Below are 23,865 nucleotides of genomic sequence, written 5' to 3'. Positions count from 1 at the left end.
CCGCCTCACATCCGCGCAACGGCCTTCTCGGCGCATTTTATGAACCTTGAGATCAGCGGGCTCTGGGAATCCCTCCGCCAGCACACCGCGATGTCGATGGAATCGGCGGCATCGCGCAGCGGCCTGAACACGATGCCGCGTGGCGCGCCGAGCTGGGCGCAGGCCGGCACGATCGCAAGACCTTCGCCGGCGAGAACCAGGCTCATCGCCGAATGCACCGTCTCCACACGACTCGCGATCGGCATCACGATCTGATGTCGTCGCAGCAGGGCTGCGACCGCGGAGGAGGCGGGATCTTGCTCCGGAGGCGGCAACGCGATCAGCGGACGGCCCTGCAACCGCGCCATCGGCACGGCGCCGAGACGCGCGAGCGGCGAGCGGATCGGCACTGCCAGCATGAATGGCTGCGCACCGATCCGAGCCACCTGGATCTCAGGATGGTTGATGGCCGGCATGCACAGCGCAACCGTGACGCTGCGGTCAAGCAGCCTGGCCTCGCGCGTCGATGCGCTGAGCTCGGCAAAGTCGAGATCGACGCCGGGAATGGACCGCCGCAGCTCCGGGATGAGCCGCGGCAGCATCGCATTCGCCAGTACGAACATGTAGCCGACCGAGAGCCGCCCGCGCTTGCCGGCGGCGACCGCGCGCGCAGCTTCGGCGCCGTCGACGGCCAGCGCCAGAGCTTCGCTCGCACGCGCCAGCAGCGCCTGGCCTGCCTCGGTCAGGTCCATGCCGCGGGTGCCTCGGCGGAACAGCGGCGCACCGATCTCGGCCTCGAGCTTGCGGATCTGGACGGACAGCGGAGGCTGAGCCATCCGCAGCCGCTCGGCGGCCTTGCCGACGCTGCGTGTCTCGGCGACGGCGACGAAATAGCGGAGGCGGCGAAGATCCATTGGCATACCGAAAACGTATGGGTTGGCCATCAAAATCGTATTGGACGGCGAGTTAACAAAACTGTCATTCTCGCTGTCAATGCTTTGGGCCAACGGCGGCCCGCCTCGGAGCGTGATGTGACGACGATGAACGGCGATCCCTGTCTCCTGTCCGCAACCGAGCTGCGCGGCCTCATCGCCGAAAAGCGGATTTCGCCCGTCGAGATCGTCAGTGCCGTGCTCGCGCGCGCCGAGGCGCTCCAGTCCGAGTTGAACTGCTTCATCACGCTCTCCGGCGACGAGGCGATGGCGCAGGCGCGCGTCGCCGAGCGCAAAATGATGGCCGGCGAGCCGCTCGGTCTGCTCCACGGCATCCCCGTCACCGTCAAGGACATCGTCAACACCAAGGGCGTCAAGACCACCTTCGGCGCCGTTCCCTACAAGGACAATGTGCCGAACGAGGATGCCGTCGCGGTGGCGCGGCTGCGCGCCGAAGGCGCGATCCTGATCGGCAAGACCACGACGCCGGAATTCGGCAGCAAGTGCCTGACCGATTCACCTTTGTTCGGCCGCACCCGCAATGCGTGGGATCGGTGCCGGTCTTCCGGCGGCTCCAGCGGCGGCGCGGCCGTCGCCGTCGCCAGCGGCATCGCGCCGCTCGCGATCGCGACCGACGGCGGCGGCTCGACGCGAATTCCCGCCGCCTGCAACGGCGTGGTGGGCTTAAAGCAGAGCAACGGAGTCATCCCCCATAGTCAGGCGCTCGATGCGTTCGGCAACCAGACCTACGTCACGCCGACCACCCGCACCGTCGCCGACACCGCGCTGATGATGCAGGCGATGGCAGGCGAGGATGCTTGCGACCCCTGGTCGATCGGCGTCCGGGTGCCCGATTTCATCGGCACGGCCGCGCCGCGCGGCGATCTGCGCGGGCAGCGGATCCTGTACTGCCTGACGCCGCCCGGCCGTCCGGTGTCCGCCGAGGTCGCAGCCAGCTTCAAGGCGAGCCTCGACCGGCTGGCGGGGCTCGGCGCCGAGCTCGAGGAATTTTCCGGTGACGGTTTCGACATCGAGCCGATCTGGCGCGCCATCAACCACACGGTCTGGCGCACGCGCTTTGCAAAACTCGCAGCCGACCACAAGGACGAGCTGAGCGAGGCCTTCCTCAAGCAGCTCGCGCTCGCGACCGAGGTCAGCGGCGTCGACTATCAGGAGGCGATGTTCGCGCGTACCGCGCTGTTCCGCCGCGTGCAATCGCTGCTTGCGCGCGCACACTTCCTGGCGATGCCGACGCTCACGCGCACCGCGCTGCCGATCAAGCAGGATTTGTTCGGCTCCATCGAGATCGACGGAGCGCATTTCGACAGTGTCCGGCCGCACTGGTTCCCCTGGACCATGCCATTCAACATGACCGGCCATCCCGCCGTCAGCCTGCCCTCTGGCTTTGGCCGAGACGGCCTGCCGATCGGGCTTCAGCTCGTCGGTCGCTTCCGCGCCGATGCGGAATTGCTGCGCGTCAGCGCGCTGTTCGAGGCTTCAAGCGACCTTCTGTCCCGCTGGCCGGCTTGAGGAGATGGGCATGCAGCAAAAGGCTTGCCTCAACCGCCCGGACATGTTGATCGTGCCGCAGCTGAGCCCCGAAGCCGAGCGCGCATGAGCGTATTTCTCCTCCGACGTCTGTTGACCTTGCTGGCGACCCTGGTCGGCGCATCCCTGATCATTTTCCTGGTGCTGGACGCGCTTCCCGGCAACGCCGCGCAGATGCTGATGGGCGCAGATGCCTCGCCGGATGCGGTCCGCGCGCTCACCGTCAAGCTTGGGCTCGACCAGCCGCTGGCGGTTCGCTATTTGCAATGGATCAAGGGCCTCCTCGTCGGCGATCTCGGCAACTCCTATGTCTACGGCACGCCGGTCGCCAGCCTGATCGCTGAGCGGCTGGTGCTGACCATTCCGCTCGCGATCATGGCCATGACGATCACGGTGACGCTGGCACTCTCGGCCGGCATCTATACCGCCGCCAATCACAACAAGCTCGGCGACGTCGGCGTGATGTCGCTGACGCAGGTTGGCATCGCGCTGCCGAATTTCTGGTTTGCGATCCTCTTGGTGCTCCTGTTCGCGGTGCGGCTGCAATGGCTCTCGGCGGGGGGATTTTCCGGCTGGGAGGATGGCATCTGGCTCGGCGTCAAGTCGCTGCTGCTGCCGGCGATCTCGCTCGCGGTGGTGCAGGCTGCGATCCTTGCGCGCGTCACGCGCTCGGCCATGCTGGAAGTGCTGCGCGAGGATTTTGTTCGAACGGCGCGCGCGAAGGGGCTCGGCAAGCGCGAGGTGCTGTGGAGCCACGTGCTGCGCAATGCCATGATCCCCGTCATGACGGTGATGGGGCTGCAATTCGCCAATCTGCTCGCCGGCACCATCGTGATCGAGAACGTGTTCTATCTGCCGGGCCTCGGCCGCCTGATCTTCCAGTCGATCGCCAACCGCGACCTGATCGTGGTGCGCAATTGCGTGATGCTGCTGGCGACCATGGTCGTCATCGTCAATTTCGTGGTCGACGTGCTCTATGCCTTCATCGATCCCCGCATCAAGGTCCACGACCTGTGAGCGCGCCCCTAACCACTCCGGTTGACGCGCCGGTCGCGGCGCGCCGCGTACCGGCCAAGACCTTCTGGGGCCGCGCGCTGCGCCATCGCAGCTTCGTGCTCGGCGGTTCGCTAAGCCTTCTGGTGCTCGCCTCGGCGCTGCTTTCGCTGGTGTGGACGCCATGGTCTCCTTACGAGATCGACATCGCCTCGAAGCTGCGGCCGCCATCGGCGGCGCACTGGCTCGGCACCGATTCCTTCGGCCGCGACATCGTCTCGCTGCTGCTCGCCGGCGCCCGCGCCACCATCATGGTCGGCGTCATCGCCGTCAGCATCGGTCTCAGCTTCGGGGTCACGCTCGGCCTGATCGCCTCGGCCCGGCGCGGCTGGACCGAAGAGATCATCATGCGCTTCTCCGACTTCACCTTCGCCTTTCCGGCGGTGCTGTCCGCGATCATGCTCGCCGCGGTGGTGGGGCCGGGGATGGTGACCTCGATCGTCGCGATCGGCATCTTCCAGATCCCGACGCTGACCCGGCTGACGCGCGGCTCCGCCAACGCGATCTGGGCGCGCGAATTCGTGCTGGCCGCGCGCGCCGCAGGCAAGGGCGCCTTCCGCATCACCATCGAGCATGTACTGCCGAATATTCTGTCGATCCTGATCGTGCAGGTCACCATCCAGTTCGCGCTCGCCATCCTGGCTGAAGCCGCTTTGTCCTATCTCGGTCTCGGCACGCAGCCGCCACAGCCGTCCTGGGGACGGATGCTGAACGATGCGCAGACGCTGCTGTTCCAGTCGCCGATGCTCGCGGTCTATCCGGGCGCTGCGATCGCGATCGCGGTGCTGGGCCTCAATCTTCTCGGTGACGGATTGCGCGACCTGCTCGATCCCCGACTGGCACGGGAGCGATGACGATGGGCGAGCGCTCCACCATGCCGCTGATCGAGGTCGACAATCTCGGTGTCCGCCTCAACACCAGCCGCGGGCCGGCACAGGCCGTGCGCGGCGTCAGCTTCTCCCTGAAGCGCGGCGAGACGCTCGGGCTGGTCGGCGAGTCCGGCTGCGGCAAGTCGGTCACCGCGATGTCGCTGATGGGCCTGCTGCCTGATAGCGCACGCGTCACCGGCAGCATCAAGCTCGACGGCAACGAGCTCGCGGGCTTATCGGATGCCGATTACTGCCGCCTGCGCGGCAACCGCATCAGCATGATCTTCCAGGAGCCGATGACCGCGCTCAATCCAATGCATACGATCGGGCATCAGGTCGCCGAGCCGCTGCGACGGCACAAGAAGCATTCGGCGGCGCAGGCGCGCAAAGAAGCCATCGCCTTGCTCGATCGCGTCGGACTGCCCGATCCGGCGCGGCGGGTCGACGCCTATCCGCACCAGTTTTCCGGCGGCCAGCGCCAACGCATCACCATCGCGATGGCGCTCGCCTGCGAGCCTGATCTCTTGATCGCGGACGAGCCGACCACCGCGCTCGACGTCACCATCCAGGGCCAGATCCTCGACCTCATCGCTGATCTCGTCGAGGAGCGCGGCATGTCGATGATCCTGATCTCGCACGATCTCGGCGTCATCGCCGAGAACGTGCAGCGCATGATGGTGATGTATGGCGGCACCGTCGTCGAGAGCGGGCCGACCGACGAGGTGTTCCGCCGCATGGGGCATCCCTATACGCAGGGCCTGTTCCGCGCCCGGCCGAAGCTCGGCGCGCGCAAGGGGACGCGGCTGAAGACGATTTCGGGCACCGTACCGGAGCTTGCGGATCTGGCGGCGGGGTGCACGTTCTCCGACCGATGTCCGCTCGTGATCGATCAATGCCGCGCCGCGCTTCCGCCGATGGTCGACGTCGGACCCCGGCACGTCGTGCGTTGCATCAGGACGGATGTCTCCATGGCTGAAAACGTCGGAGCGCTGTCCGCATGATCGCTGCGCCCCTTCTCGACGTGAAGGATCTCGAGCAGCGCTACGCCCTGCCGCGGGAGAGCCTGTTTCGCCCGCCGGGCCAGGTGCGCGCGCTCAATGGCGTCAGCGTGCAGGTTGCACCCGGCAAGAGCCTCGGCGTCGTCGGCGAGTCCGGCTCGGGCAAGTCGACCTTCGCGCGGCTGGTGATGGCGCTGGAGCGGCCGACCTCGGGGCAGGTCGCGCTACTCGGCCGCGATCTCAACCGTATCCCGCCCGATGAGCTGCGCCGCGCGCGGCGCGATTTTCAGATGGTGTTCCAGGATCCTTACGGCTCGCTCGATCCGCGCCAGACCATAGCCCGCATCGTCGCCGAGCCGCTCACTGTGCTGGAAGAGGCCGACCGCACCACTTTTCGTGCGCGCGTCGCCGCAGTGCTGCGCCAGGTCGGCTTGCGCGATGCCGACATGGAGAAATATCCGCACGAATTCTCCGGCGGCCAGCGCCAGCGCATCGCCATTGCGCGCGCGCTGATCACCCAGCCGAAGCTGATTGTCGCCGACGAGCCGGTCTCCGCGCTCGACGTCTCCGTGCAGGCGCAGGTGCTGAACCTGATGCAGGATCTGCAGGAGCAGTTCGGGCTGAGCTACATCCTGATCAGCCATGACCTCGCTGTCGTCGACTATCTCTGCGACGAGGTCGCGGTGATGTATCTCGGCCGGATCGTCGAGCAGGGCCGGCCCGACGACCTGTTCGAGCATTGCGCCCATCCCTATACGCGGGCGCTGCTGGAGGCGGTGCCGCGGGCCCGCGCCGGCGGCGGTCGGCGGCGGCGCGGTGGCCAGGCGATCGCCTCGCAATCGACGGCGGCGGCCGGATGCCCCTATGTCGCGCGCTGTCCGCTCGCCGACCAGCATTGCCGCGAGGCCCTGCCTGCGTTACGCAAGGTGGGCGAGGGGCACCTTGCCGCCTGCCACAAGGCCGAGGCCGTGATGGCGTTGCCGCAGGCGGCCATGGAAGGTTAGTGTCCGGAGCAGGATTGGCGTAGGCTCACGAAGACAGCAGGCCGGGGAGTTACGAGATGTTCAGGAAACTATCCATCGTCGCATTTGCCGCCGCGCTGGTCGCGGCGCCTCTGCCGGTGCTGGCGCAGAGCAAGAAGGACAGCGTCGTCATGGCCATGGCGCTGGAGCCGCCGGGGCTCGATCCGACCAACGCCGCCGCCGCCGCGATCGCCGAGGTCACGCTCTACAACATCTACGAGACCCTGACCAAGATCAACGAGGACGGCTCCGTTTCGCCCTTGCTGGCGGAGAGCTGGACCGCTTCGCCGGACCTGAAGACCTATACGTTCAAGCTGCGCAAGGGCGTCAAATTCCATAACGGCGAGGCATTCGATTCCGCCGCGGTGAAGTTCTCGTTCGAGCGCAACGCCGCGCCGACCAGCACCAACAAGGACAAGAGCCTGTACCAGGCCTTCGAGAAGGTCGAGGCGCCCGATGCCGACACGGTCGTGATCACGGTGAAATATTCCGAGCCGAACCTGCCGTTCTTGCTCGGCCAGGCGGGCGGCTCGATCGTCGAGCCGAAGAGCGCGCCGACCAACGTGACGCAGCCGGTCGGCACCGGGCCCTATCAGCTCGGCGCCTGGGCCAAAGGCTCCTCGATCACGCTGAATAAGTGGGCCGATTATCGCAACGCCTCGGCGATCAAGCTTTCGAAGGTGACGATCCGCTTCATCTCCGATCCGGCCGCGCAGGTGGCGGCGCTGCTGTCGGGCGACGTCGATGCGTTCCCGCGCGTCGCCGCGGCGCGCGCCCTGGCCCAGTTCAAAGCCGATCCGCGTTTCACGGTGCTGGTCGGCGGCTCCAGGGCCAAGACCATCGTCGCGATCAACCATCGCAAGAAGCCGCTGGACGACGTCCGCGTCCGCCGCGCCATCCTCGCCGCGATCGACCGCAAGGCCATGATCGACGGCGCCGTCGACGGCTTCGGCACGCCGATCGGTAGCTTCTATGTGCCGGGGGCGCTCGGCTATGTCGACACCACCGGCATCAATCCCTACGACCCCGAGAAGGCCAAGAAGCTGCTCAGTGAAGCCGGCGTCACCACGCCGCTCGAATTGTCGCTCAAGCTGCCGCCGCCGTCCTATGCGCGGCAGGGCGGCGAGATCGCCGCAGCCCAGCTCGCCAAGGTCGGCATCGTCGCCAAGATAGAGAACGTCGAATGGGCGCAATGGCTGTCGCAGGTGTTCGCCGGCAACGGTCCGCACAATTTCGACCTCACCATCGTCAGCCATGTCGAACCGTTCGATCTCGTGAAGATCACCGAGCCGGATTACTACCTCGGCTACAACAACGAGAAGTTCAACGCACTCTACAAGCAGATCGTGTCGACGCCGGAGGAGGCCGCCCGCGCAAAACTGCTCGGCGACGCCCAGCGCATGCTGGCCACCGACGCCGTCTCCGCCTACCTCTATCAGCCGCAGCTGATCACCATTACAGCCAAGAAGCTGAAGGGCGTCTGGAAGGACGTCCCGCAATACGAGAACGATTTCTCGACATGGTCCTGGGAGTAGGGCGCTCCATCAAGTCGAGCGTATCGCGTCAATCTTGGCCTCTCCCCATCGGGGAGAGGCCATTCGTTTGACGCGTCCAAACAAAAAACTAAAAAACAACCCCATGCACAGTAGGCGGGCATAGTCATTTCAATGGCTTGCACGTTGCGTCGCAATGGCTTGTGCGTTGCGTCGTTCAATGGTCGATACGCCGGAACATTGACCCGTCGGGCAAAACACCGGCAATATTCCATCATCGCGGTCTCGTGGTTCGGGCCGCTGTCGGGCAAGGCACGCCGTGAAGATGCCGATGCCGCCTGGTGGAGTCGCAAGCAGATTCGCCGGCGTTCGCTCGGCTGCTTTTGCCGGCAGGTCATCAAACCTTCACGGATGCGCAATCTGAGGTGACGATCCGCACGCCGCCGCCGCGGTTCCATGCGCGCGATCAAACTCTCTCCCGAATTCCTGCAAATCTCTGCCATCTACCAAAGGTAGATTCGCTCCCGGTGAAGCGTGGTCAACAACGCGTCTTGCAAAAAAGAAAGCTCTGCAGGCGTCAGGTCCGCTTCCGACAATGAAAATGGGAGTTACGCCATGCAGCATCTGCCGAACGACACCTACGACGTCACGCTTGACCAATTTGGCCAAATCGCGACCGTGTATGGAGACCCCGGCTTTCCGGCATCCACCGACGTCGTGGGCGGCAACGACACCGTGACGGCCAGTGTCGCCGCGCTCAATGCAAAACTCACGATCTTCGGTGACGACCACACGATGCTCCTTGGTCATTCCCAGGGCGGAAACGACACGTTGATCGCCGACATCGACGGCGGCTGGGACACCGCCCTCGTGGTCGGCGATACCCAATCGATGATCGATGATTCCAAGGGCGGCAACGACACCATCGTCGCGGATGCCGGCCGCACCATCTACACGACGATCTCGGCGTTCGGGGATGTCGCCGGCGACATGTCGGGCAATGCGCAGGGCGGCCATGACGACATCACCGGCTCAATCGCGTGGCGCGGCGGCGCCAACCTGTTCGCCGGCGATGCCGGCGGTTCAATGATGGACACTTCGCACGGCGGCAACGACACACTCGATGTCGCCGTGCTCACGACGGACGGCGGGGCGACTGTCAGCGGAGACGCCATCGGTTCCCTGAGGGGGCTCGCGCAGGGCGGCAACGACAACCTGACCGTCACCTTGAACGGTGGCAGCCCCATCTCGAGCGGAGCCTTGTTCGGGGATTCGGCTGAAACCCTGATGGACTTCGCCCAAGGCGGCGACGATGTGCTCACCGTCAAGCTCGACGGCCAGTATGCGGAAGCCGGCGCGCAGATGTACGGCGATGCGCCGACCATGGTGAGCAATTCCCATGGCGGCAACGACGTCCTCAATGGCGGCGCGGGCCGCGATTTCATGTATGGCGACGCGCGAATCTACGAACCGGCGACACCAGGCTCGATCACCGGCGGCGTCGACACGCTGAACGGCGGGGCTGGCGACGACCGGATGTGGGGCGGGGGAAACAGCGACTTGTTCGTCTTCAACACCGGCTCGGGCAACGACACGATCGTCGACTTCGGTCAGGGCAACAAGGCCGTCGGCAGCACCGCGGTGGAACAGGATCTGATCGACGTGCAGGACTACGGCTTTGCAGACTGGACGGCGCTGTCGAAACTGATCAGCGACAACTCCGCCGGCGATGCCGTGATCCATCTTTCCGCCAATGATTCAATCACGCTGGACGGGGTTCACACGGCGAACCTGCATCCAACCGACTTCATCATCTGAAGGCGCAGAGCAAGAGCGGCGGTGTCGCCCCGCGACGCGGAGCGCCATCGCGGCTGCGCAATGACGAGTTTCGCCGCACGGCGCAGCGAACCCGTCGCCATCAAACTCTGTCCCGAATTCCAGCAAACCTCCGCCATCGACCAGAACTAAATTCGTCTCCGTGAAGCGTGGTCACAGCACGTCGCGCAAAAATTCCAGCGACGTGAGCCCCGCTTCCGACAATGAAATGGGAGTTACGCCATGCAATATCTGCCGAACGACACCATCGACGTCCTGCTCGACCAGTTTGGTCAGATCGAAACCCTCTACGGCGATCCGAATTTTCCGACCACCACGGATGCCTGGGGCGGCAACGACACCGTGACGGTCACCGTCACCCAGCCGGAAGTTGACGTCACGATCTTCGGCGAGGACGACACGACGTTGCATGGCCACTCCCGCGGCGGCAACGACACCCTGACCGTTACCGGGAGCTACGGCTGGAATGCCTTCCTCGTGGTCGGCGACGCCCGGGCAATGACCGACGACGCCAGGGGCGGCAACGACACGATCAGTGTCGGGGCCGATTCGCTTTACACCGACGTGCATGTTTTCGGTGATGTCGCCGGCGACATGTCGGGCAATTCGCACGGCGGCAGTGACACCATCACGAGCGCGGTGGGCTGGCGAAGCTACGACCATGTGTACGCCGGCGATGCCGGCGGTTCCATGAGCGGCACGGCGCAGGGCGGCAATGACACGCTCGACATCACTGTGAACACCATGCAGGGCTTTGCGACAGCTAGCGGCGATTCCATCGGCTCCATCGGCGGCGATGCGCATGGTGGCAACGACAACATCACCTTCACCTTCGGCACCGACGTCGTCTGGACCGCTGGATTCGGCTACGGAGATTCGGCGACCTCGCTGACCGACAATGCCCAAGGGGGAGATGATATTCTCACAATCGAGTTCGATGGCGTCGACAGCCTCCATTATACGAACCCGGAGCTCTTCGGCGATGCGCGGACCATGTCCGGCAATGCCCAAGGCGGTAACGATATTCTCACCGGCGGAGCAACCAACGATCACCTCTATGGTGATGCCGCGAACTATGCCCCCGCGACGCCGGGCTCGATCACCGGCGGCAGGGATATTCTCAACGGCGGCACCGGCGATGACCAGCTTTCCGGCGGCGGAAACAGCGACACCTTCGTCTTCAACACCGGCTCCGGCAATGACCTGATCACCGATTTCGATCAGGGCAACAAGGCGGTCGGCAGCACGGTGACCGAGCACGACCTGATCAATGTGCACGATTACGGGTTTGCGGACTGGACGGCGCTGTCGAGCCTGATCAGCGACAATGCCGCCGGCGACGCCGTGATTCATCTATCGGCGAGCGACAGCATCACGCTCGACGGCGTCCACGCGGCGAGCCTGCACCAGACCGACTTCCTCATCTGAGCGAGTTGCTCTGGAAGCAACGATCTCGCCCCGCCTGCGGCGGGGCGAGACTCGGGTTGCATCTTGGCCGCCTAGCAGCGCTACCACTTCGGCGCTTGGACGACCGCTTCTGACCCGAAGCGGGCTTGCTGTGCCAGGCCGAAGCTGATTATTCAGTCTTATCAGCTGAACCCTTGCGCAGCGCCTCTAAGGCTATACGGGCGTGGTGGGCTGCTTTCTGGTTGCCCACCGTTTCGATCTTTTCCAGTGCCCAGGTCAAATACTGCATAGCAGCCTGGACGTCAGCAGTTTGGTCGGTCATATGACCGTTTCTATCGAATTATGATCGGTTCGTCCCGCGCTTGCTGCGCATAAGCGAATTGCATCAGCGATGGCGGCTGTGGCCAAAAGTGAACAGTCTCGCGGTGACGGAAGGAGCATTATCGGCTGTTGCTCCCCGAGTTCATCGCACCATTGCGGTTCAGATCGGCGGAAGAGCTGATCAAGTTGGCGAACAGCGGAAGCGGCTGCTGCAAAAGCTGCAACTCAGGTCCCAGTCTCAGATTGTAGACGCCGCCACGGGTGGGCATCTTGGCCATCTTACAAACTCACGATGGCCGCTGACGAAGCGGCGCTCTGGCCGAGGCATGAGTACGGCGGCTTCGAACCGCCGACCTAAACTTTGGCTGATCAAATACCGGTAAGTATACTGCACCGGACAAATATACTGTCCGTAGCTGTCATAGTCGCAGCCGGAGTTGTAGTAACCGTAAGCACCGGCCGCAGCGGCTGCGCCAACCGCCGCAGCGCCATACCCCAACCTCGGCGCCGGCCAGGGTCTTGAGGGCATGGCGACGTCCGATGTCCTTGAGCGTTTCCATTTTCATACTGTCGGCCCCAATTTGGCACGAGGCAGCACTGTCACCATGCTGCGCCCGGAAACCGCCTCAACCGGGGCTCCCGGCAAGGCCATTCAGCTCATCGATCGCATCATCCGGCAAATCGAGTTCGGCCGCGGCGAGATTCTCGCGCAGATGCGCGACGGACGAAGTGCCGGGGATAAGCAGGATGTTAGGTGAGCGACGAAGGAGCCAAGCAAGCGCGACCTGCATGGGCGTTGCGCCGAGGCGAGCGGCGACATCGGTTAGAGTGGACGATTGCAGGGGGGTGAACCCGCCGAGCGGGAAGAACGGCACGTAGGCAGTGCCGTCCCGGGCAAGGTCGTCGATCAAGGAGTCGTCAGACCTGTGGGCCAGATTGTATTGGTTCTGAACGCAGACGATCTTGCAAATCTTGCGTCCTTCCGCGACCTGCGTCGCGGTCACGTTGCTCAGCCCAATATGCCTTATCAGGCCCTGACGTTGGAGATCGGCCAAGACGTTCAGCGGCGCTTCGATCGAGCCTTCGGCGGGGCCATGCCGGTCGATCATGACGCGGAAGTTGACGACATCGAGTGCGTCGACCCCGAGATTTTTCAGATTGTCGTGGACCGCCTGGGTGAGCTCTTCGCGCGAGAAGGCCGGATTCCATGAGGCGTCCGCGCCACGCCGAGCCCCGATTTTGGTGTCGATGACGAGATCCCTGGGGTAGGGGTGCAGCGCCTCACGGATCAACTGGTTTGTGACATGTGGGCCGTAGAAGTCGGCTGTGTCGATATGGTTCACGCCGGACGCGATGGCCGCTCGCAGCACAGCCAATGCGGCGGTGCGATCCCTGGGCGGACCGAACACGTGCGGGCCAGCAAGCTGCATGGCACCGTAGCCAAGCCGCTTCACGCGGCGGTCTCCGAGGTCAAAGCTGGCAGTTAGGCCGGTGTTGGGCATAGGTCATCTCCATAAGAACCAATGGTCGGTAGGTAGACGTTGCCCGCGCGCTCGATAACCGGGTACAATCCGAACGGGTTGTTCGGAGAAGCGAACAGTGAAAGTCGATCTGGGTGAACTGAACGCTTTTGTGACCGTCGCGCGGGCCGGAGGCTTTCGGGACGGAGCTCGGTCGAGCGGAGCCAGTGCGTCAGGACTCAGCGAGGCGGTAACCAGGCTGGAAGCGCAACTCGGCGTCAGATTGTTGAACCGGACGACGCGAACCGTGGTGCCCACTGAGGTAGGTCAACGTCTCCTCGAGCGGCTCGGGCCAGCATTCGCCGAGGTGGAAGCTGCCGTCGATGTTGTCAACGGCTCCCGCAACAGGCCAGCAGGTACGCTGCGTCTGAACGTACCGGTCAGTGCGGCACGCCTCGTGCTGCCCACCATCGCGCCGCCCTTTCTCGCCGCTTATCCTGACATCCGGCTTGAAGTGATTGCGGACAATAACTTTATCGACGTTCTGGCCGCTGGTTGTGACGCTGGCATCCGATACGACGAGCGTCTGGAACAGGACATGATGGCGATTCCAATCGGTCCTCGCGTTCAGCGCTTTGCAACCGCTGCCTCTCCAAACTACCTGGATCGCTACGGCCGGCCCAATCATCCTCGCGAGCTTGTCAACCACGCTTGCCTTGGCAGTCGTCTTTCGTCCGGCGCGATGGTGGCTCCGTGGGAGTTTGAACGGGAGGGCGAAATGGTTCGCGTTGAACCCAAAGGGCCGCTGCTGGTCAGCGTCGGGGCGGCGACAGATCTCGCCGTTGCCGCCGCCATCGCCGGTACCGGCATTGTCACCCTCTTCGAGGACTGGCTTCGTCCCCATCTCGCCAGTGGTCAGCTCGAGCCGGTCCTCGAACCCTGGTGGCAAAGCTTTTCGGGTCCCTTTCTCTACTATCCTGGCAGACGTCTCGTGCCGGCGCCGTTGCGCGCATTCATAGACTTCGTAAGGGGTGTACCATCGCACTCAGCGCTCGGCGCGACGCCCACCGCATAGGCAATGCGTTTGCTAGTAGCGAGACGCTCGCTTCTTGAGAGTTGAGAGACTGCTCGATTCCACTCCAGACGCCATGCGGACGCGACGTGAGACAGTCGAGCATCCCTTCGGCGCGATCAAGGCCGTATGGGTGCGACCCACGACGGGCGGTTCGAGTGAAGGCGGCGGCGCACCGTTTGGAAACGATGCGCCGCTAGTTAGGTCATGCTGCCCTGGCGTGGACGTTGCCTATCCAGTCGCGGGCGAGTGTCACGTCGGCTTGCGACAATTGATGGCCCGCCGGCAGGACCCTATGGGTCACGCTTGCGCCTGCTTGCGAAAGCAGGGCCGCAAGCTTGGCCGAATTGCCGGCCGGCACGATCGGATCAGCCTGCCCGGACAGCAGCAGGACCGGCTTGCCGGCAAGATCGGCCGTGGGCGGATCCGACAGCGGCACCATCGCGCGCAGCAGGATCGCGCCGGCCAGCACCTCCGGCTTTAGCAGCAACAGCGCGGCTGCGATGTTGGCGCCGTTGGAGAAGCCGACCGCGACCGGCGCGGCGATGCCGTAGCGCTGCCGAGCCGCGTTGACGAAGTCGCCGAGCTCGTTCGCGCGGCGGCGGACGTCGTCCTCGTCGAACACGCCTTCGGCGAGGCGGCGGAAGAAGCGCGGCATGCCGTGCTCGAGCACGCGGCCACGCGGCGAGAGCAGGGCTGACCCCGGCGAGATCATCTTGCCGAGCCCGAGCAGGTCGTTCTCGTCGCCGCCGGTGCCGTGCAGCAGCAGCAGCGGAGGGGAGCCCGCGCTGGCCGCGGGCTCGAAGCGATGGATGAATTCAGTCTCGGTCATGACACGGTCTCTTCCAGATTCGGCAGTACGCCCTCGATCTGCTTGCGCTGTGCTTCGAGGAAAGCAGGCAGCTTGAGGTCTTTCCCCAGCGTCGCGACAGGTTCGTCGACGGCGAAGCCGGGGATGTCGGTCGCAATCTCGAACAGCACGCCGCCGGGTTCGCGGAAGTAGATCGAGCGGAAGTAGTTGCGATCCCTCTGCTCGGTCGGATGCAGGCCGTGATTGCTCACGAGCCTTTGCGCCATCTTGCCCTGCTCGGCATCGTCAGCCGCGCGGAAGGCGATGTGATGCACCGAGCCGCCGCCCTGATGCCCGCGCAGGAAGCCCTTGGCCTCGTAGATGTCGACGACGCTGCCCTCGACATCGCCGGGCGCCTTGAAGCGGATCACCGAGCCTTCACGGCCGGTCTCCTTGAAGCCGAACACGTCGGTGAGGACGGCTGCCGTCTTCGCCGCGCTGTCGAGCAGCAAGGTCACGCCATGGAAACCGCGGATCGCGTGCTCGGCCGGCACGTCGCCATTGCTCCAGCCGGGCTCGTTCTCCGCACCCGGCACGCCGACCAGCGCGAGCGCCATGCCATCGGGATCGGTGAACGGCAGCACGGATTCGCCGAAGCGCTTTTCGAGCGCCTCATACGCGATGCCCTTCTCGGTGAAACGCTGGGTCCAGTAGCCGAGCGAGCGCTGCGGCACGCGGAAGGCAGTCTGATGGGTCTCGCCGACGCCGCGGCGCCCGGCCGGAACGCCCGCCCACGGAAAGAAGGTCAGGATGGTGCCGGGGCGGCCGGTCTCGTCGCCATAATAGAAGTGATAGGTGCCGGGATCATCGAAATTGACCGTCTTCTTGACGAAGCGCAGGCCGAGATCCCGCGTGTAGAAGCGGAAATTCCTGATGGGGTCGCCGGCAATCGCGGTGACATGGTGCAGTCCAGACATTGTCGTCCTCCAGAGTGTTCGGGGAGCGTCTTGCTCTGGCCGGAAATATCGTTCCGCTTTGGATTGGAGACAATCCATGCAAATATGACGGCTATGTCTATGATTTGGAAACAATCACCGGGGCCGGCCCTTGGATAAGGTCGCCAGCCTCCGGGCCTTCGTGAAAGTGGTCGAAAGCGGCAGTTTTGCCGAAGCGGGCCGGCAGTTGCGGCTGTCGCGTTCGGCGATCAGCAAATATGTCGCCGACTTAGAGGAGAGCCTCGGCGTGCAGCTCCCGAACCGGACCACGCGGCATGCCAGCCCGACCGAGAACGGCCAGCGCTATTTCGAGCGCGCACTCGTCATCCTCTCGGAGATCGAGGCCGCCGACCAGGCGGTGACGCAGGCCCAGTCGGCGCCGCGCGGCCTACTCCGCGTCAACGCGCCGATGTCGTTCGGCACGATGCGGCTCGGGCCGGTGCTGGCCGATTTCATGGCGCGCTATGGCGAGCTTCAGCTCCAGATCGTGCTCAGCGACGATCTGCTCGATCCCGTCCAGGACGGTTTTGACGTGACCTTGCGGATCGCGGAACTGGAATCTTCGAGCTTGATCGCGCGGAAAATCACGCCGGTGGCGCGCATGATCTGCGCTTCGCCGGATTATCTCGCACGTCACGGCACGCCAAAGCACCCGCAGGATCTGCGCGAGCACGCCTCGCTGACATACGGCTTCCTGCTCACCGGCAATCAGTGGAAGCTTACCGGCGCGGATGGCGATCACTGGATCCAGCCGGCCTGGTCGCTCTGCGTCAACAATGCCGAGGTGCTGCGCGACGTCGCGATCAAGGGCAGGGGGCTGGCGCTGCTGCCGGAGTTCATCGCCGCTGACGCGTTGCGGACAGGCAAGCTGCGCGCCGTCCTGCAAGACTATTTCGCGCCGCCGCTCGCGCTCTATGCGGTCTATCCGCCGACGCGGCATTTGTCGGTGAAGGTGCGGCTGTTCATCGACTTTCTCGTCGAGCGGTTTGGGCGCGATGAAGAAGCCGGCGCGCAGGCGGGCTGAGGCTGGGTCGGGAAGCCATGACTCTGCCCGGCAACGGCTCGCAGCGATCTATCGCGATGAGTCAAGAAGGCGAGCTACACGGCGGACACTCAGGGCATTTGCCTTTGAAAGGGTGAGCGGCAAGGGTGCTCCTATTGTCAACGTTGCTGACAGTGATTCCTCGGAATTGCTCTCCCGCGAACGATTGGATGAAGTCCGGCGACCAGCAATGGCCATCATGATTGTGCCTTTGCTGAGAGTCGCGCAGTGGCTGGATACGATTATACCAGACCGGAAAGTTGAACTTTCTTCCCGTGCCTCGGACTCATATTTGCGTCCCGACTTCGCGCCTCAGGACAGAGAGAGTTCAGCCGCTGTCAGGGCGTTCCGAGGGCTCTCTTCCGTGCCCCCGCGAAGAGCCGGGCACGATGAGTAGCTCACACTTCTCGACTTGATTTCAACAAGCGCAGGAGGAAGCTATGCGGAAGTCTCTCGCCTTTTTCCTTTCTGGCGTGGCATTGGCCGTCGCGGCGTCAACAGCCGTGGCCGGTGAGCGGGTGCTCGAGTTCAAGCTGATCACGAAGCCGATCGACCTCAAGGTCATAGAGGCCGCAAACGTCGAAGGACAGACGGTTGTGTCTGGGAAATTCTTTGGGGTCGCTGTCTTCACCGATGGCCGTATCGGAGTGAAAGAGTTCGTCAATACTTCGGACTTGCTCAAAGGATCGGGCCCCTTCTTCGGCTACAGCACGTACACGTTCGAGGAAGGCTCGATTACCGCGCGCTACACCGGTTCGGCCAAGGACGGCAAATCAACGGGCGAATACACAATCTTGTCGGGCACAGGTGCCTATGCGAACGCCACGGGTACGGGAACGATCGAAAGCGCGCCGAACCCGTTCAAAGGCGTCAACCTGCTGAACATAAAGCTCGTCGTTAAAACGTCCGGTTCGTGACAGCGCAATGGTCACAGGCCGCAAAGGAAGTTGGGCGCGTTAGCCCGGCCGGCGGCAGATTGCCGGCCGGGCGACCTGCCGAAGAACCGACCGCGCCAAGCGCGCCGGCTGGCCCATTCTGCACAGCCCCCGAAGAATGTTATTGCTTGAGCGACGCTGAAAAGGCGACCAGCGCGATCATGTCGTCGACGCTGAGATTCTCGACAACCGGTTTCATGAGTTCGCTATTGGCGCCCTTCCGCGCGCCCGATTTGAAGTCATAGAGCTGCCGGAACATGTAGGTGGGCGAACGGGACGCAAGCCCCGGCGCGGTGGCAGTCCCGTTGAGGTCAGCACCGTGACAGGTCCCGCACTGGACGCGCGGATCGCTGTTCGTTGCCAGCGTCCGTCCTTTCTGAATGCTGCCTACCGGGACGTAGGCGATGAAACGAGCGCGCGAGTCCCGGCTGACAAAGTGTTCAACGTTTTCCGGTATCTCGATGATGCGCTGGCCGATGGGCTCTTTCTCGGCGCCGTCCAGCGGAGCCAGAAACAGGTCTCTCACCTGTGTTTTTGGCACCGCCTCGGCCTCAACGACGACAATATTCGATCTCGGCTTGATGGAGGCGAAGTAGGCTGCCGCCTCTGCGAGTTCTTGATCTGTCACCGCTTTGGACAACTTGATCATCAGGTCGGTGGCGACGCGAGGCGCGGAGTTCGTGCGCAGGCCCGTCTTGAACTCCGCCGTTTGCTGAATGATGTATTCCGCGGAGAGGCCAAATAGGCTGGCATTCTCAGGACCGCCCGGTCCGTCTGTCCGGTGGCAGACGCCGCACGCGAACACCTCTGGCTTTCTCCCCCTCACCACGATGTCTGGCATTGGTGGATGATCGTCCGGATGCCAGTCGGGCGCGGCGAACAGATCGCGCACTTGCGTGAGCGTAAAACCGGCGGCGCTGTCAGGAACGTGCCTGATCGTGCCATCGTCTGGCGTGCGTTGAAAATTGGGCGGGTTGACCGGGTAGGCCCATGCTGGCGGGCCCTCCTGGATTTGCGCACGCGCCCCCGACGCGGTGAGCAATGCCAACGAGAACACCCATAGAGCAGTTGGAAATCTCATGGCTCTCGACCTCCCAGCGCGTCGGTGAAGCCAAACTGTACTTCCCGAAGGCGAAGATCAGGAGCGGCTAACCGATCGCTTGTCGGGCGACGGGACGCCGCAGCTCCTCCGCCACATCGAAAACACCATTCAACGCCGGGGACTCGCAGACGTCAATGTGCGATTTCAGCCGTCTTGGTCTGCTCAGGGTCAAACGCGAAGAGCTCGACCTGAGCAATTCTAGCTGACCGACCGCTGCTCGGCGGGCCCGAGCAGATCGTCGAGCGCGCTCATCGAGGCTGCTCGCAGCGCAGCGAGCTCACGCGCGGCACTCTGGCACTCGGGTGGAGACATCGTGGCTGCCGCCAGCTCGATCTCGCGGCAGCGCTCGAACATGCTAACGAGGCCGAGCGCGCTCGCGGCGCTGCCGAGCTGATGGGCGGACCGCGCGAGCTTCTCGTGATCGCCAATGTCCGCGGCCTTGACGATATCGCCGATCAGTTGCTCGCTCGTCTGCTGGAGAAGCTGGTTGAGTTTCGCGATTTGGGTCGCGCCCAGGAGTTCTTTCTGGTCGTCGAGGAAATGCCGGTCGATCAACGCACCTGCAGCGAGTTGCGCCGCGGCCGGCTCCACCTCCGGGTCGTCCTCGATCGCCTCGCGCAGCGCGTTGATCAGGATCGGCTTGCTGACGAGTTGGACAATGCCTGCCTCGGCGAGCCGTTCGCGCGCGCTGGAGGACACGTCGGCGGTGACGGCGATGATGCGCGGCATTCTCGGCAGGCCGAGCTTGCCGATCCGCGATGCCGCCTCCACGCCGTCCATGTCGGGCATGTGCAGGTCCATCAGGATGACGTCGAACGCCTGATCGCGGGCAAGCTCTGTGGCCGAGGCGCCGTTTCTGGCGATCGTGGCATGATGACCGAGCCGGTTCAGCATGGCTTCGCCGACCTCGCAATTGACGGGGTCGTCGTCGACCAGCAGCACGCGAAGCCGCCGCGCTGGCGGCTGTACTGCACCTTGGGCGATGCCGCTGGCGGCCGGATCGAGCGGTACTTCGAGTGTGAACGTGCTGCCCGCGCCCGGCGTGCTCTCCACCGTCAGTTCGCCGCGCATCAAACGGCTGAGGCGCCGCGCGATTGCAAGTCCGAGGCCGGTGCCGCCGAACCGCCGCGCAATGCTGTCGTCCGCCTGGACGAAATCCTCAAAAATCCGCTCATGCATGTCGGGGGCGATGCCGATGCCGGTGTCGCGAACGGTCACGCGCAGCAGGACATGACCGTCACGGCGCTCGGCCGCTGCGTTGACGGCGACCGCGCCTGACGGCGTGAACTTGATGGCGTTGCCGATCAAATTGAGCAGGATGCGATTGAGCCTGACAGGATCGCCGTGCACCGAGGTCCTGACCGAGGCATCGCAGGCAAGGTCGAAGGTCAGTCCCTTGCCGAAGGCCTGGGGCCGCATCAGGTCGGCGGCCGTTTCGATCAGCTGGTCGAGGCGGAAATTACGCGGCTCCAGGGTTTCGGCGCTGGCCTCCAGGCGCGCATATTCCAGGATGGCATCGACCAGCGCGATCAGCGTCTCACCCGATGCGGCCGCAGTCGTGAGGTGGCGCCGCTGCGCCTCGCCCAGTTTGCCGTCGTCGAGCAGCTGCAGCACGCCCATGACGCCGTTCAGCGGCGTGCGCAGTTCGTGGCTGACGACGGCGAGGAAGCGCGATTTGGTCTCATTGGCCGCCACCGCCGCGCTACGCGCGCGTTCGGCGGCATCGTGCTCGGCAAGGGCCTGATCGCGCGCTTTCTCCAGCTCGGAGGTGCGCTCGATCACCTTGCGCTCCAGCGTCGCGTAGGAATCGCGCAGATGCGCGGCCATCCGGTTGAACTGGTCGCCGAGCGCTTCCAGCTCGTCACCGGTCTTGATCGCGAGCCGCAGGCCGAGATCGCCGCTCCCGATCCGCCGTGCGCCCTGCGTCAGGAGCTGGATCGGCCCCGTCATGCGCCGGCTGAGAAAGAGAGAGACCAGCACCGCACCGGCCAGCAGGACGACGAGGAGAAAGGTGGAACGGCCAATCGACGCGTAGATCGGCGCATAGGCTTCGCTGAGCGGCAGCTCGACGAACACCAGCAGGCCGAGCGAGGGGACCGTTGCATAGGTCGACAGCACGCGCTGACCGGACAGGTCCTCCTTGACCAGGCCGCCGGAGGGCGGCCCCACGCCGTCGAGCGCGGCGCGGACGTCGGCATAGCCGGAGAGATCGCTGCGCTGCAGGGCCCGCCACAAATCGGGATGCGCGATCAGGACTCCCGTGCGGTCCACCACGTAGGCCTTGCCGGTGTTGCCGACCCTGATCCCGGCGACGAGGTCCCAGATGAAACGCAGATTGACCTCGGCGACGATCACATTGGGATTGCGGCCAGTTCCGCGGGTGGCGAGCGTCATGAAGGGTTCGGTGTCGCCGAAGAAGTAGACCGGCCCGTAATAGGCTCGGCTTTCATTGGCACCGCGAAAGGCGGGCGAGGCGGAGAGGTCGGCTTTACTGCCGATCCTGTCCGCCACACGGCGGGACACGCGCATCTGTTCAAGCCCGTGCGAGTCGAGCTCGGCGATTTCCGCGATCGCCGGAGAGAGGCGCAGGAGACGGATGGCGTTCAGGCGCTCGTCTTCATTGGTCGACAGCTCCGGCGGCAGGCGCGAGAGCCATCTGATCTGGTTTTCGATCTGGCCGATGAATTGGCCGATCTGAATCGCAGCGGACGCCGCCTGCTCGCGCTGGGTCGCCGCCAGAAGCTGCTTCTGCTCGCGATAGGAGAACCAGACGTCGAAGCCGGTGTTGATGGCGAGCGCGGCAAAGGCGAGGGCGACGATCGAGTAGAGATATTTGCGGAACAGCCGGCCGGGAGGCGTTCGCAAATGTCCCTGGTCGACCGTTTCGTTCACTCGCGGATCTCGTCGGCGCGCGCGAGCAGCGTGAATGGTATGGTCAATCCCAGCGTGCGGGCGACCGTGCGGTTGATCAGCAGCTCGTATTTCCGCGGCGATTGCACCGGCAGGTCGCCGGCCTTGGTGCCGCGCAGGATGAGATCGACATAGTCGGCCGAGCGCACTTCCAGCGTCGGCCCGTAGCTCATCAATCCGCCGGCGTCCATGAAGTAATGGAATGGATAGACCGTGGGCACGCGATACTTGGCGGCCGCCTCAACGACCGCCTTCCGGTTGACGACCAGGAAGCTGTCGACCAGCGCAATCAACGCCGCCTTGGGCGGCTCGGAGAAGGGCTTGACGGCTTCGTCGATGTCCGTCGGCGTGTTGACGGGGGCGGGGATTGCGGACAGTCCGGACCCGGCCGCCTCTTGCTCGATCGAGTCGAGGAAGAAACGCCCGCCGCGAGGGGTGGTCGCCGGGTTGAACAGGATACCGACGCGCGCGAGGTCGGGCACGGCTTCACGGATCAGCTGCAGCCATTTGCCGCCCATCTCGGCGGTGCTGTTGGTGAAGCCGGTAACGTTGCCGCCGGGATGTGCAAGGCTTTCGACGAAGCCATTGCCGACGGGATCGTTGGCGGTCGCGAAGACGATCGGGATGGTCCTGGTGGCGGCAAGGACCGCCGCGGTTTCGACCGTCGACCCCGTCAGGATCACGTCCGGCTCCAGCTCCAGCAATTCCTGAATCGCGGCCTTCAGCCGGTCCGGTCCGCCGAAGGTCGAACGGAGCTCAAGGCGAAAGTTGACGCCTTCGACCCAGCCGCGCTGCCTCAAGCCGGCGACGAGGCCACCGAGGCGGGAGGTCGTGCTGTCGATCAGGCTCCGCCGGGTCAGTTCGTCGTCGAGCGGCAATGCGGTCAACGATGCGACGATCCGCACGCGATCCGACGTTGCGCCGAGCGCGACCCATCCCGCGGCAGTTGCGCCCGCAAGGCGAATGAACCCGCGGCGATCGACCGCGAGAGCGGAAGGCCGTTCGGTCATGAAACTCTTTGCATGATGCTTGCCCCGGAGCGGATGCTTAGCGCGAACGGCCGGCATCCACAATTGATGAAAAAATGCGCTTATGAATGCTCATTCGCAGCGTTTGGCAGCCCGATACCGTATTCCTACGCTGCCAAAGAGTCGCTGTTTCGAGCGCTGTCTCCTTCGTGACGCCCTGTAACGCCTTGTCGCGTTGCAACATTTTCCGTCTCGGTTGCGACGACGGTTCGCGGAAGGTGATTTCGCAGCTGCCGATTTTTGAAGCGTTGTTTCAGTTTTTTCGAAGGTTTCGATGCGCAAAATCTATCTCATTCCGGCCGTCGTCGGCCTGCTCACCTCCATTGCAGCCGGACCGCTCGCGGCCCAGGGCGCCGTACCGAAGCAGAAGGCTGCGCCGGCACCCAAGGCCGCCGCGGCCGGCGCTCCCGCTGCAGCCGGCACGTCCGTCGCCGCCGGGGCGAATTCAGCCGAGACACCGGCCGCGGACGACAAGATCAAGGCGATCGATGGTTTCCGCTCCGCCAAGTTCGGCATGAACGAGGCCGATGTGCGCGCGGCGATGACGAAGGATTTCAACGCCAAGCCCGACGCCATCAAGGCGCAGGACAACGCGTCCGAGCTGACGCACAGCATTCTGCTGTCCGTTCCGGAGTTGCTGCCGAACGGCGGCACCGCCGAGCTCTCCTACGTGTTCGGCTACAAGTCGAAGTCGCTGATCCAGGTCGGCGCGGTCTGGTCGAAGGGGACTGACGCGGCGATCACGCCGGAGAAGCTGTTCTCCAACGCCAACATCCTGCGCGCCCATTTCATGGGCGAAGGCTTCAAGCCAGACTCCATCGCCGTCAACATGCCCGTCGCCGGCGGCATCGTGATGTTCCGCGGCAGCGACGCCAAGGATCGCTCGGTCATCCTGCTGCTCCAGGGCACGTTCGAGAACAAGGAGAACAACCAGCGTGTGCTGACGCCGACCAGCCTGCTGCTGTTCTACGTGGCCGACGCCAAGAGCCCCGACATTTTCAAGCTGCCGCCCGGCCAGTTCTGATGTCGGGATCGCACGACATTCTCCCACCCGGTTGTGGATCGGCGCCAAT

The 23,865-nt window shown here is 64.3% G+C and carries 21 protein-coding genes; 12 read left to right on the top strand and 9 right to left on the bottom strand.

All coding sequences use genetic code 11. The features are described from left to right. Positions 1-5: 5 nt before the first annotated feature. A complete protein-coding gene (locus BM190_RS15670; RefSeq protein WP_092256273.1) occupies positions 6-893 on the bottom strand; it encodes a LysR family transcriptional regulator in 888 nt (295 codons plus the stop codon). Positions 894-1,019: 126 nt separating this feature from the next. On the opposite strand from BM190_RS15670, the gene BM190_RS15665 reads away from it, so the two are divergent. The 8 genes from BM190_RS15665 to BM190_RS15630 all read left to right on the top strand — a co-directional run bounded on the left by BM190_RS15665 (position 1,020) and on the right by BM190_RS15630 (position 11,158). Next, positions 1,020-2,441 (top strand): amidase, encoded by a 1,422-nt coding sequence (locus tag BM190_RS15665; RefSeq protein ID WP_092256876.1) that lies wholly within the window; start codon positions 1,020-1,022, stop codon positions 2,439-2,441. Between the two features lie 84 nt (positions 2,442-2,525). Beyond that, the gene (locus tag BM190_RS15660) at positions 2,526-3,476 is read left to right on the top strand and encodes an ABC transporter permease (RefSeq protein ID WP_092256270.1); all 951 of its coding nucleotides are present in this window, start codon (positions 2,526-2,528) and stop codon (positions 3,474-3,476) included. Beyond that, positions 3,473-4,366 carry an ABC transporter permease gene (locus tag BM190_RS15655; protein WP_092256267.1) on the top strand — a complete coding sequence of 298 codons (894 nt, stop codon included), beginning with the start codon at positions 3,473-3,475 and terminating at the stop codon, positions 4,364-4,366. The genes BM190_RS15660 and BM190_RS15655 overlap by 4 nt, the downstream gene beginning before the upstream one ends. A gap of 2 nt (positions 4,367-4,368) precedes the next feature. Continuing rightward, positions 4,369-5,382: an ABC transporter ATP-binding protein gene (locus BM190_RS15650; RefSeq protein ID WP_177237099.1), complete on the top strand. Its 1,014-nt coding sequence runs from the start codon at positions 4,369-4,371 to the stop codon at positions 5,380-5,382. Further along, the gene (locus tag BM190_RS15645; protein WP_092256261.1) at positions 5,379-6,383 is read left to right on the top strand and encodes an ABC transporter ATP-binding protein; all 1,005 of its coding nucleotides are present in this window, start codon (positions 5,379-5,381) and stop codon (positions 6,381-6,383) included. Before BM190_RS15650 ends, BM190_RS15645 begins: the two co-directional genes overlap by 4 nt. A gap of 56 nt (positions 6,384-6,439) precedes the next feature. Further along, entirely contained in the window at positions 6,440-7,936 is a 1,497-nt protein-coding gene (locus tag BM190_RS15640) for an ABC transporter substrate-binding protein (RefSeq protein ID WP_092256258.1), read from the top strand. Positions 7,937-8,509: 573 nt separating this feature from the next. Further along, positions 8,510-9,712, top strand: coding sequence for a calcium-binding protein (locus tag BM190_RS15635; protein ID WP_092256255.1), 1,203 nt, complete (start codon positions 8,510-8,512; stop codon positions 9,710-9,712). A gap of 240 nt (positions 9,713-9,952) precedes the next feature. Next, on the top strand, positions 9,953-11,158 hold the full coding sequence (locus BM190_RS15630) for a calcium-binding protein (RefSeq protein WP_092256252.1): 1,206 nt from the start codon (positions 9,953-9,955) through the stop codon (positions 11,156-11,158). 148 nt (positions 11,159-11,306) lie between these two features. On the opposite strand, the gene BM190_RS40425 is transcribed toward BM190_RS15630, so the two are convergent. The 3 genes from BM190_RS40425 to BM190_RS15620 all read right to left on the bottom strand — a co-directional run bounded on the left by BM190_RS40425 (position 11,307) and on the right by BM190_RS15620 (position 12,960). Further along, positions 11,307-11,459, bottom strand: coding sequence for a hypothetical protein (locus BM190_RS40425; RefSeq protein WP_018315939.1), 153 nt, complete (start codon positions 11,457-11,459; stop codon positions 11,307-11,309). Positions 11,460-11,577: 118 nt separating this feature from the next. Further along, the gene (locus BM190_RS40420; protein ID WP_177237098.1) at positions 11,578-11,736 is read right to left on the bottom strand and encodes a hypothetical protein; all 159 of its coding nucleotides are present in this window, start codon (positions 11,734-11,736) and stop codon (positions 11,578-11,580) included. Between the two features lie 348 nt (positions 11,737-12,084). Next, positions 12,085-12,960, bottom strand: coding sequence for an aldo/keto reductase family oxidoreductase (locus BM190_RS15620; protein ID WP_092256250.1), 876 nt, complete (start codon positions 12,958-12,960; stop codon positions 12,085-12,087). 97 nt (positions 12,961-13,057) lie between these two features. Between BM190_RS15620 and BM190_RS15615 the strand changes: the two genes are divergently transcribed. Further along, a complete protein-coding gene (locus tag BM190_RS15615; protein ID WP_092256247.1) occupies positions 13,058-13,993 on the top strand; it encodes a LysR family transcriptional regulator in 936 nt (311 codons plus the stop codon). Between the two features lie 202 nt (positions 13,994-14,195). On the opposite strand, the gene BM190_RS15610 is transcribed toward BM190_RS15615, so the two are convergent. Then, positions 14,196-14,822, bottom strand: a complete 627-nt coding sequence (locus BM190_RS15610) for an alpha/beta hydrolase (protein ID WP_092256245.1) — start codon at positions 14,820-14,822, stop codon at positions 14,196-14,198. Continuing rightward, positions 14,819-15,757 (bottom strand): ring-cleaving dioxygenase, encoded by a 939-nt coding sequence (locus BM190_RS15605; protein WP_092256242.1) that lies wholly within the window; start codon positions 15,755-15,757, stop codon positions 14,819-14,821. Before BM190_RS15605 ends, BM190_RS15610 begins: the two co-directional genes overlap by 4 nt. A 130-nt stretch (positions 15,758-15,887) precedes the next feature. On the opposite strand from BM190_RS15605, the gene BM190_RS15600 reads away from it, so the two are divergent. Together BM190_RS15600 and BM190_RS15595 are read left to right on the top strand one after the other, a co-directional pair. After that, positions 15,888-16,799 (top strand): LysR family transcriptional regulator, encoded by a 912-nt coding sequence (locus BM190_RS15600; protein WP_177237097.1) that lies wholly within the window; start codon positions 15,888-15,890, stop codon positions 16,797-16,799. 458 nt (positions 16,800-17,257) lie between these two features. Next, positions 17,258-17,734, top strand: coding sequence for a hypothetical protein (locus tag BM190_RS15595; RefSeq protein ID WP_092256241.1), 477 nt, complete (start codon positions 17,258-17,260; stop codon positions 17,732-17,734). Between the two features lie 139 nt (positions 17,735-17,873). Here BM190_RS15595 and BM190_RS15590 read toward each other — a convergent pair whose 3' ends face one another. From BM190_RS15590 to BM190_RS15580, 3 genes are all read right to left on the bottom strand, one after another. Then, positions 17,874-18,809 (bottom strand): c-type cytochrome, encoded by a 936-nt coding sequence (locus tag BM190_RS15590; protein ID WP_244550658.1) that lies wholly within the window; start codon positions 18,807-18,809, stop codon positions 17,874-17,876. Between the two features lie 243 nt (positions 18,810-19,052). After that, positions 19,053-21,746, bottom strand: a complete 2,694-nt coding sequence (locus BM190_RS15585) for a hybrid sensor histidine kinase/response regulator (RefSeq protein ID WP_092256235.1) — start codon at positions 21,744-21,746, stop codon at positions 19,053-19,055. Further along, positions 21,743-22,774: an ABC transporter substrate-binding protein gene (locus BM190_RS15580; protein ID WP_177237096.1), complete on the bottom strand. Its 1,032-nt coding sequence runs from the start codon at positions 22,772-22,774 to the stop codon at positions 21,743-21,745. The genes BM190_RS15585 and BM190_RS15580 overlap by 4 nt, the downstream gene beginning before the upstream one ends. A gap of 292 nt (positions 22,775-23,066) precedes the next feature. Between BM190_RS15580 and BM190_RS15575 the strand changes: the two genes are divergently transcribed. Further along, positions 23,067-23,816, top strand: coding sequence for a hypothetical protein (locus BM190_RS15575; protein ID WP_092256230.1), 750 nt, complete (start codon positions 23,067-23,069; stop codon positions 23,814-23,816). The last annotated feature ends 49 nt before the right edge of the window (positions 23,817-23,865 follow it).

This window comes from Bradyrhizobium sp. Rc3b (assembly GCF_900114915.1).
GTDB lineage: Bacteria > Pseudomonadota > Alphaproteobacteria > Rhizobiales > Xanthobacteraceae > Bradyrhizobium.
The sequence above is the reverse complement of the archived record's forward strand: the minus strand, read 5'-3'. Positions and strand labels throughout refer to the sequence as shown.

Coding starts and splice junctions, on each gene's coding strand:
- BM190_RS15630 (WP_092256252.1), top strand. CDS start 9,953: ATGCAATATCTGCCGAACGACACCATCGACGTCCTGCTCGACCAGTTT.
- BM190_RS15610 (WP_092256245.1), bottom strand. CDS start 14,822: ATGACCGAGACTGAATTCATCCATCGCTTCGAGCCCGCGGCCAGCGCG.
- BM190_RS15595 (WP_092256241.1), top strand. CDS start 17,258: ATGCGGAAGTCTCTCGCCTTTTTCCTTTCTGGCGTGGCATTGGCCGTC.
- BM190_RS15665 (WP_092256876.1), top strand. CDS start 1,020: ATGAACGGCGATCCCTGTCTCCTGTCCGCAACCGAGCTGCGCGGCCTC.
- BM190_RS15620 (WP_092256250.1), bottom strand. CDS start 12,960: ATGCCCAACACCGGCCTAACTGCCAGCTTTGACCTCGGAGACCGCCGC.
- BM190_RS15640 (WP_092256258.1), top strand. CDS start 6,440: ATGTTCAGGAAACTATCCATCGTCGCATTTGCCGCCGCGCTGGTCGCG.
- BM190_RS15605 (WP_092256242.1), bottom strand. CDS start 15,757: ATGTCTGGACTGCACCATGTCACCGCGATTGCCGGCGACCCCATCAGG.
- BM190_RS15635 (WP_092256255.1), top strand. CDS start 8,510: ATGCAGCATCTGCCGAACGACACCTACGACGTCACGCTTGACCAATTT.
- BM190_RS15575 (WP_092256230.1), top strand. CDS start 23,067: ATGCGCAAAATCTATCTCATTCCGGCCGTCGTCGGCCTGCTCACCTCC.
- BM190_RS15650 (WP_177237099.1), top strand. CDS start 4,369: ATGGGCGAGCGCTCCACCATGCCGCTGATCGAGGTCGACAATCTCGGT.
- BM190_RS15660 (WP_092256270.1), top strand. CDS start 2,526: ATGAGCGTATTTCTCCTCCGACGTCTGTTGACCTTGCTGGCGACCCTG.
- BM190_RS40425 (WP_018315939.1), bottom strand. CDS start 11,459: ATGACCGACCAAACTGCTGACGTCCAGGCTGCTATGCAGTATTTGACC.
- BM190_RS15670 (WP_092256273.1), bottom strand. CDS start 893: ATGGATCTTCGCCGCCTCCGCTATTTCGTCGCCGTCGCCGAGACACGC.
- BM190_RS15645 (WP_092256261.1), top strand. CDS start 5,379: ATGATCGCTGCGCCCCTTCTCGACGTGAAGGATCTCGAGCAGCGCTAC.
- BM190_RS15580 (WP_177237096.1), bottom strand. CDS start 22,774: ATGACCGAACGGCCTTCCGCTCTCGCGGTCGATCGCCGCGGGTTCATT.
- BM190_RS40420 (WP_177237098.1), bottom strand. CDS start 11,736: ATGGCCAAGATGCCCACCCGTGGCGGCGTCTACAATCTGAGACTGGGA.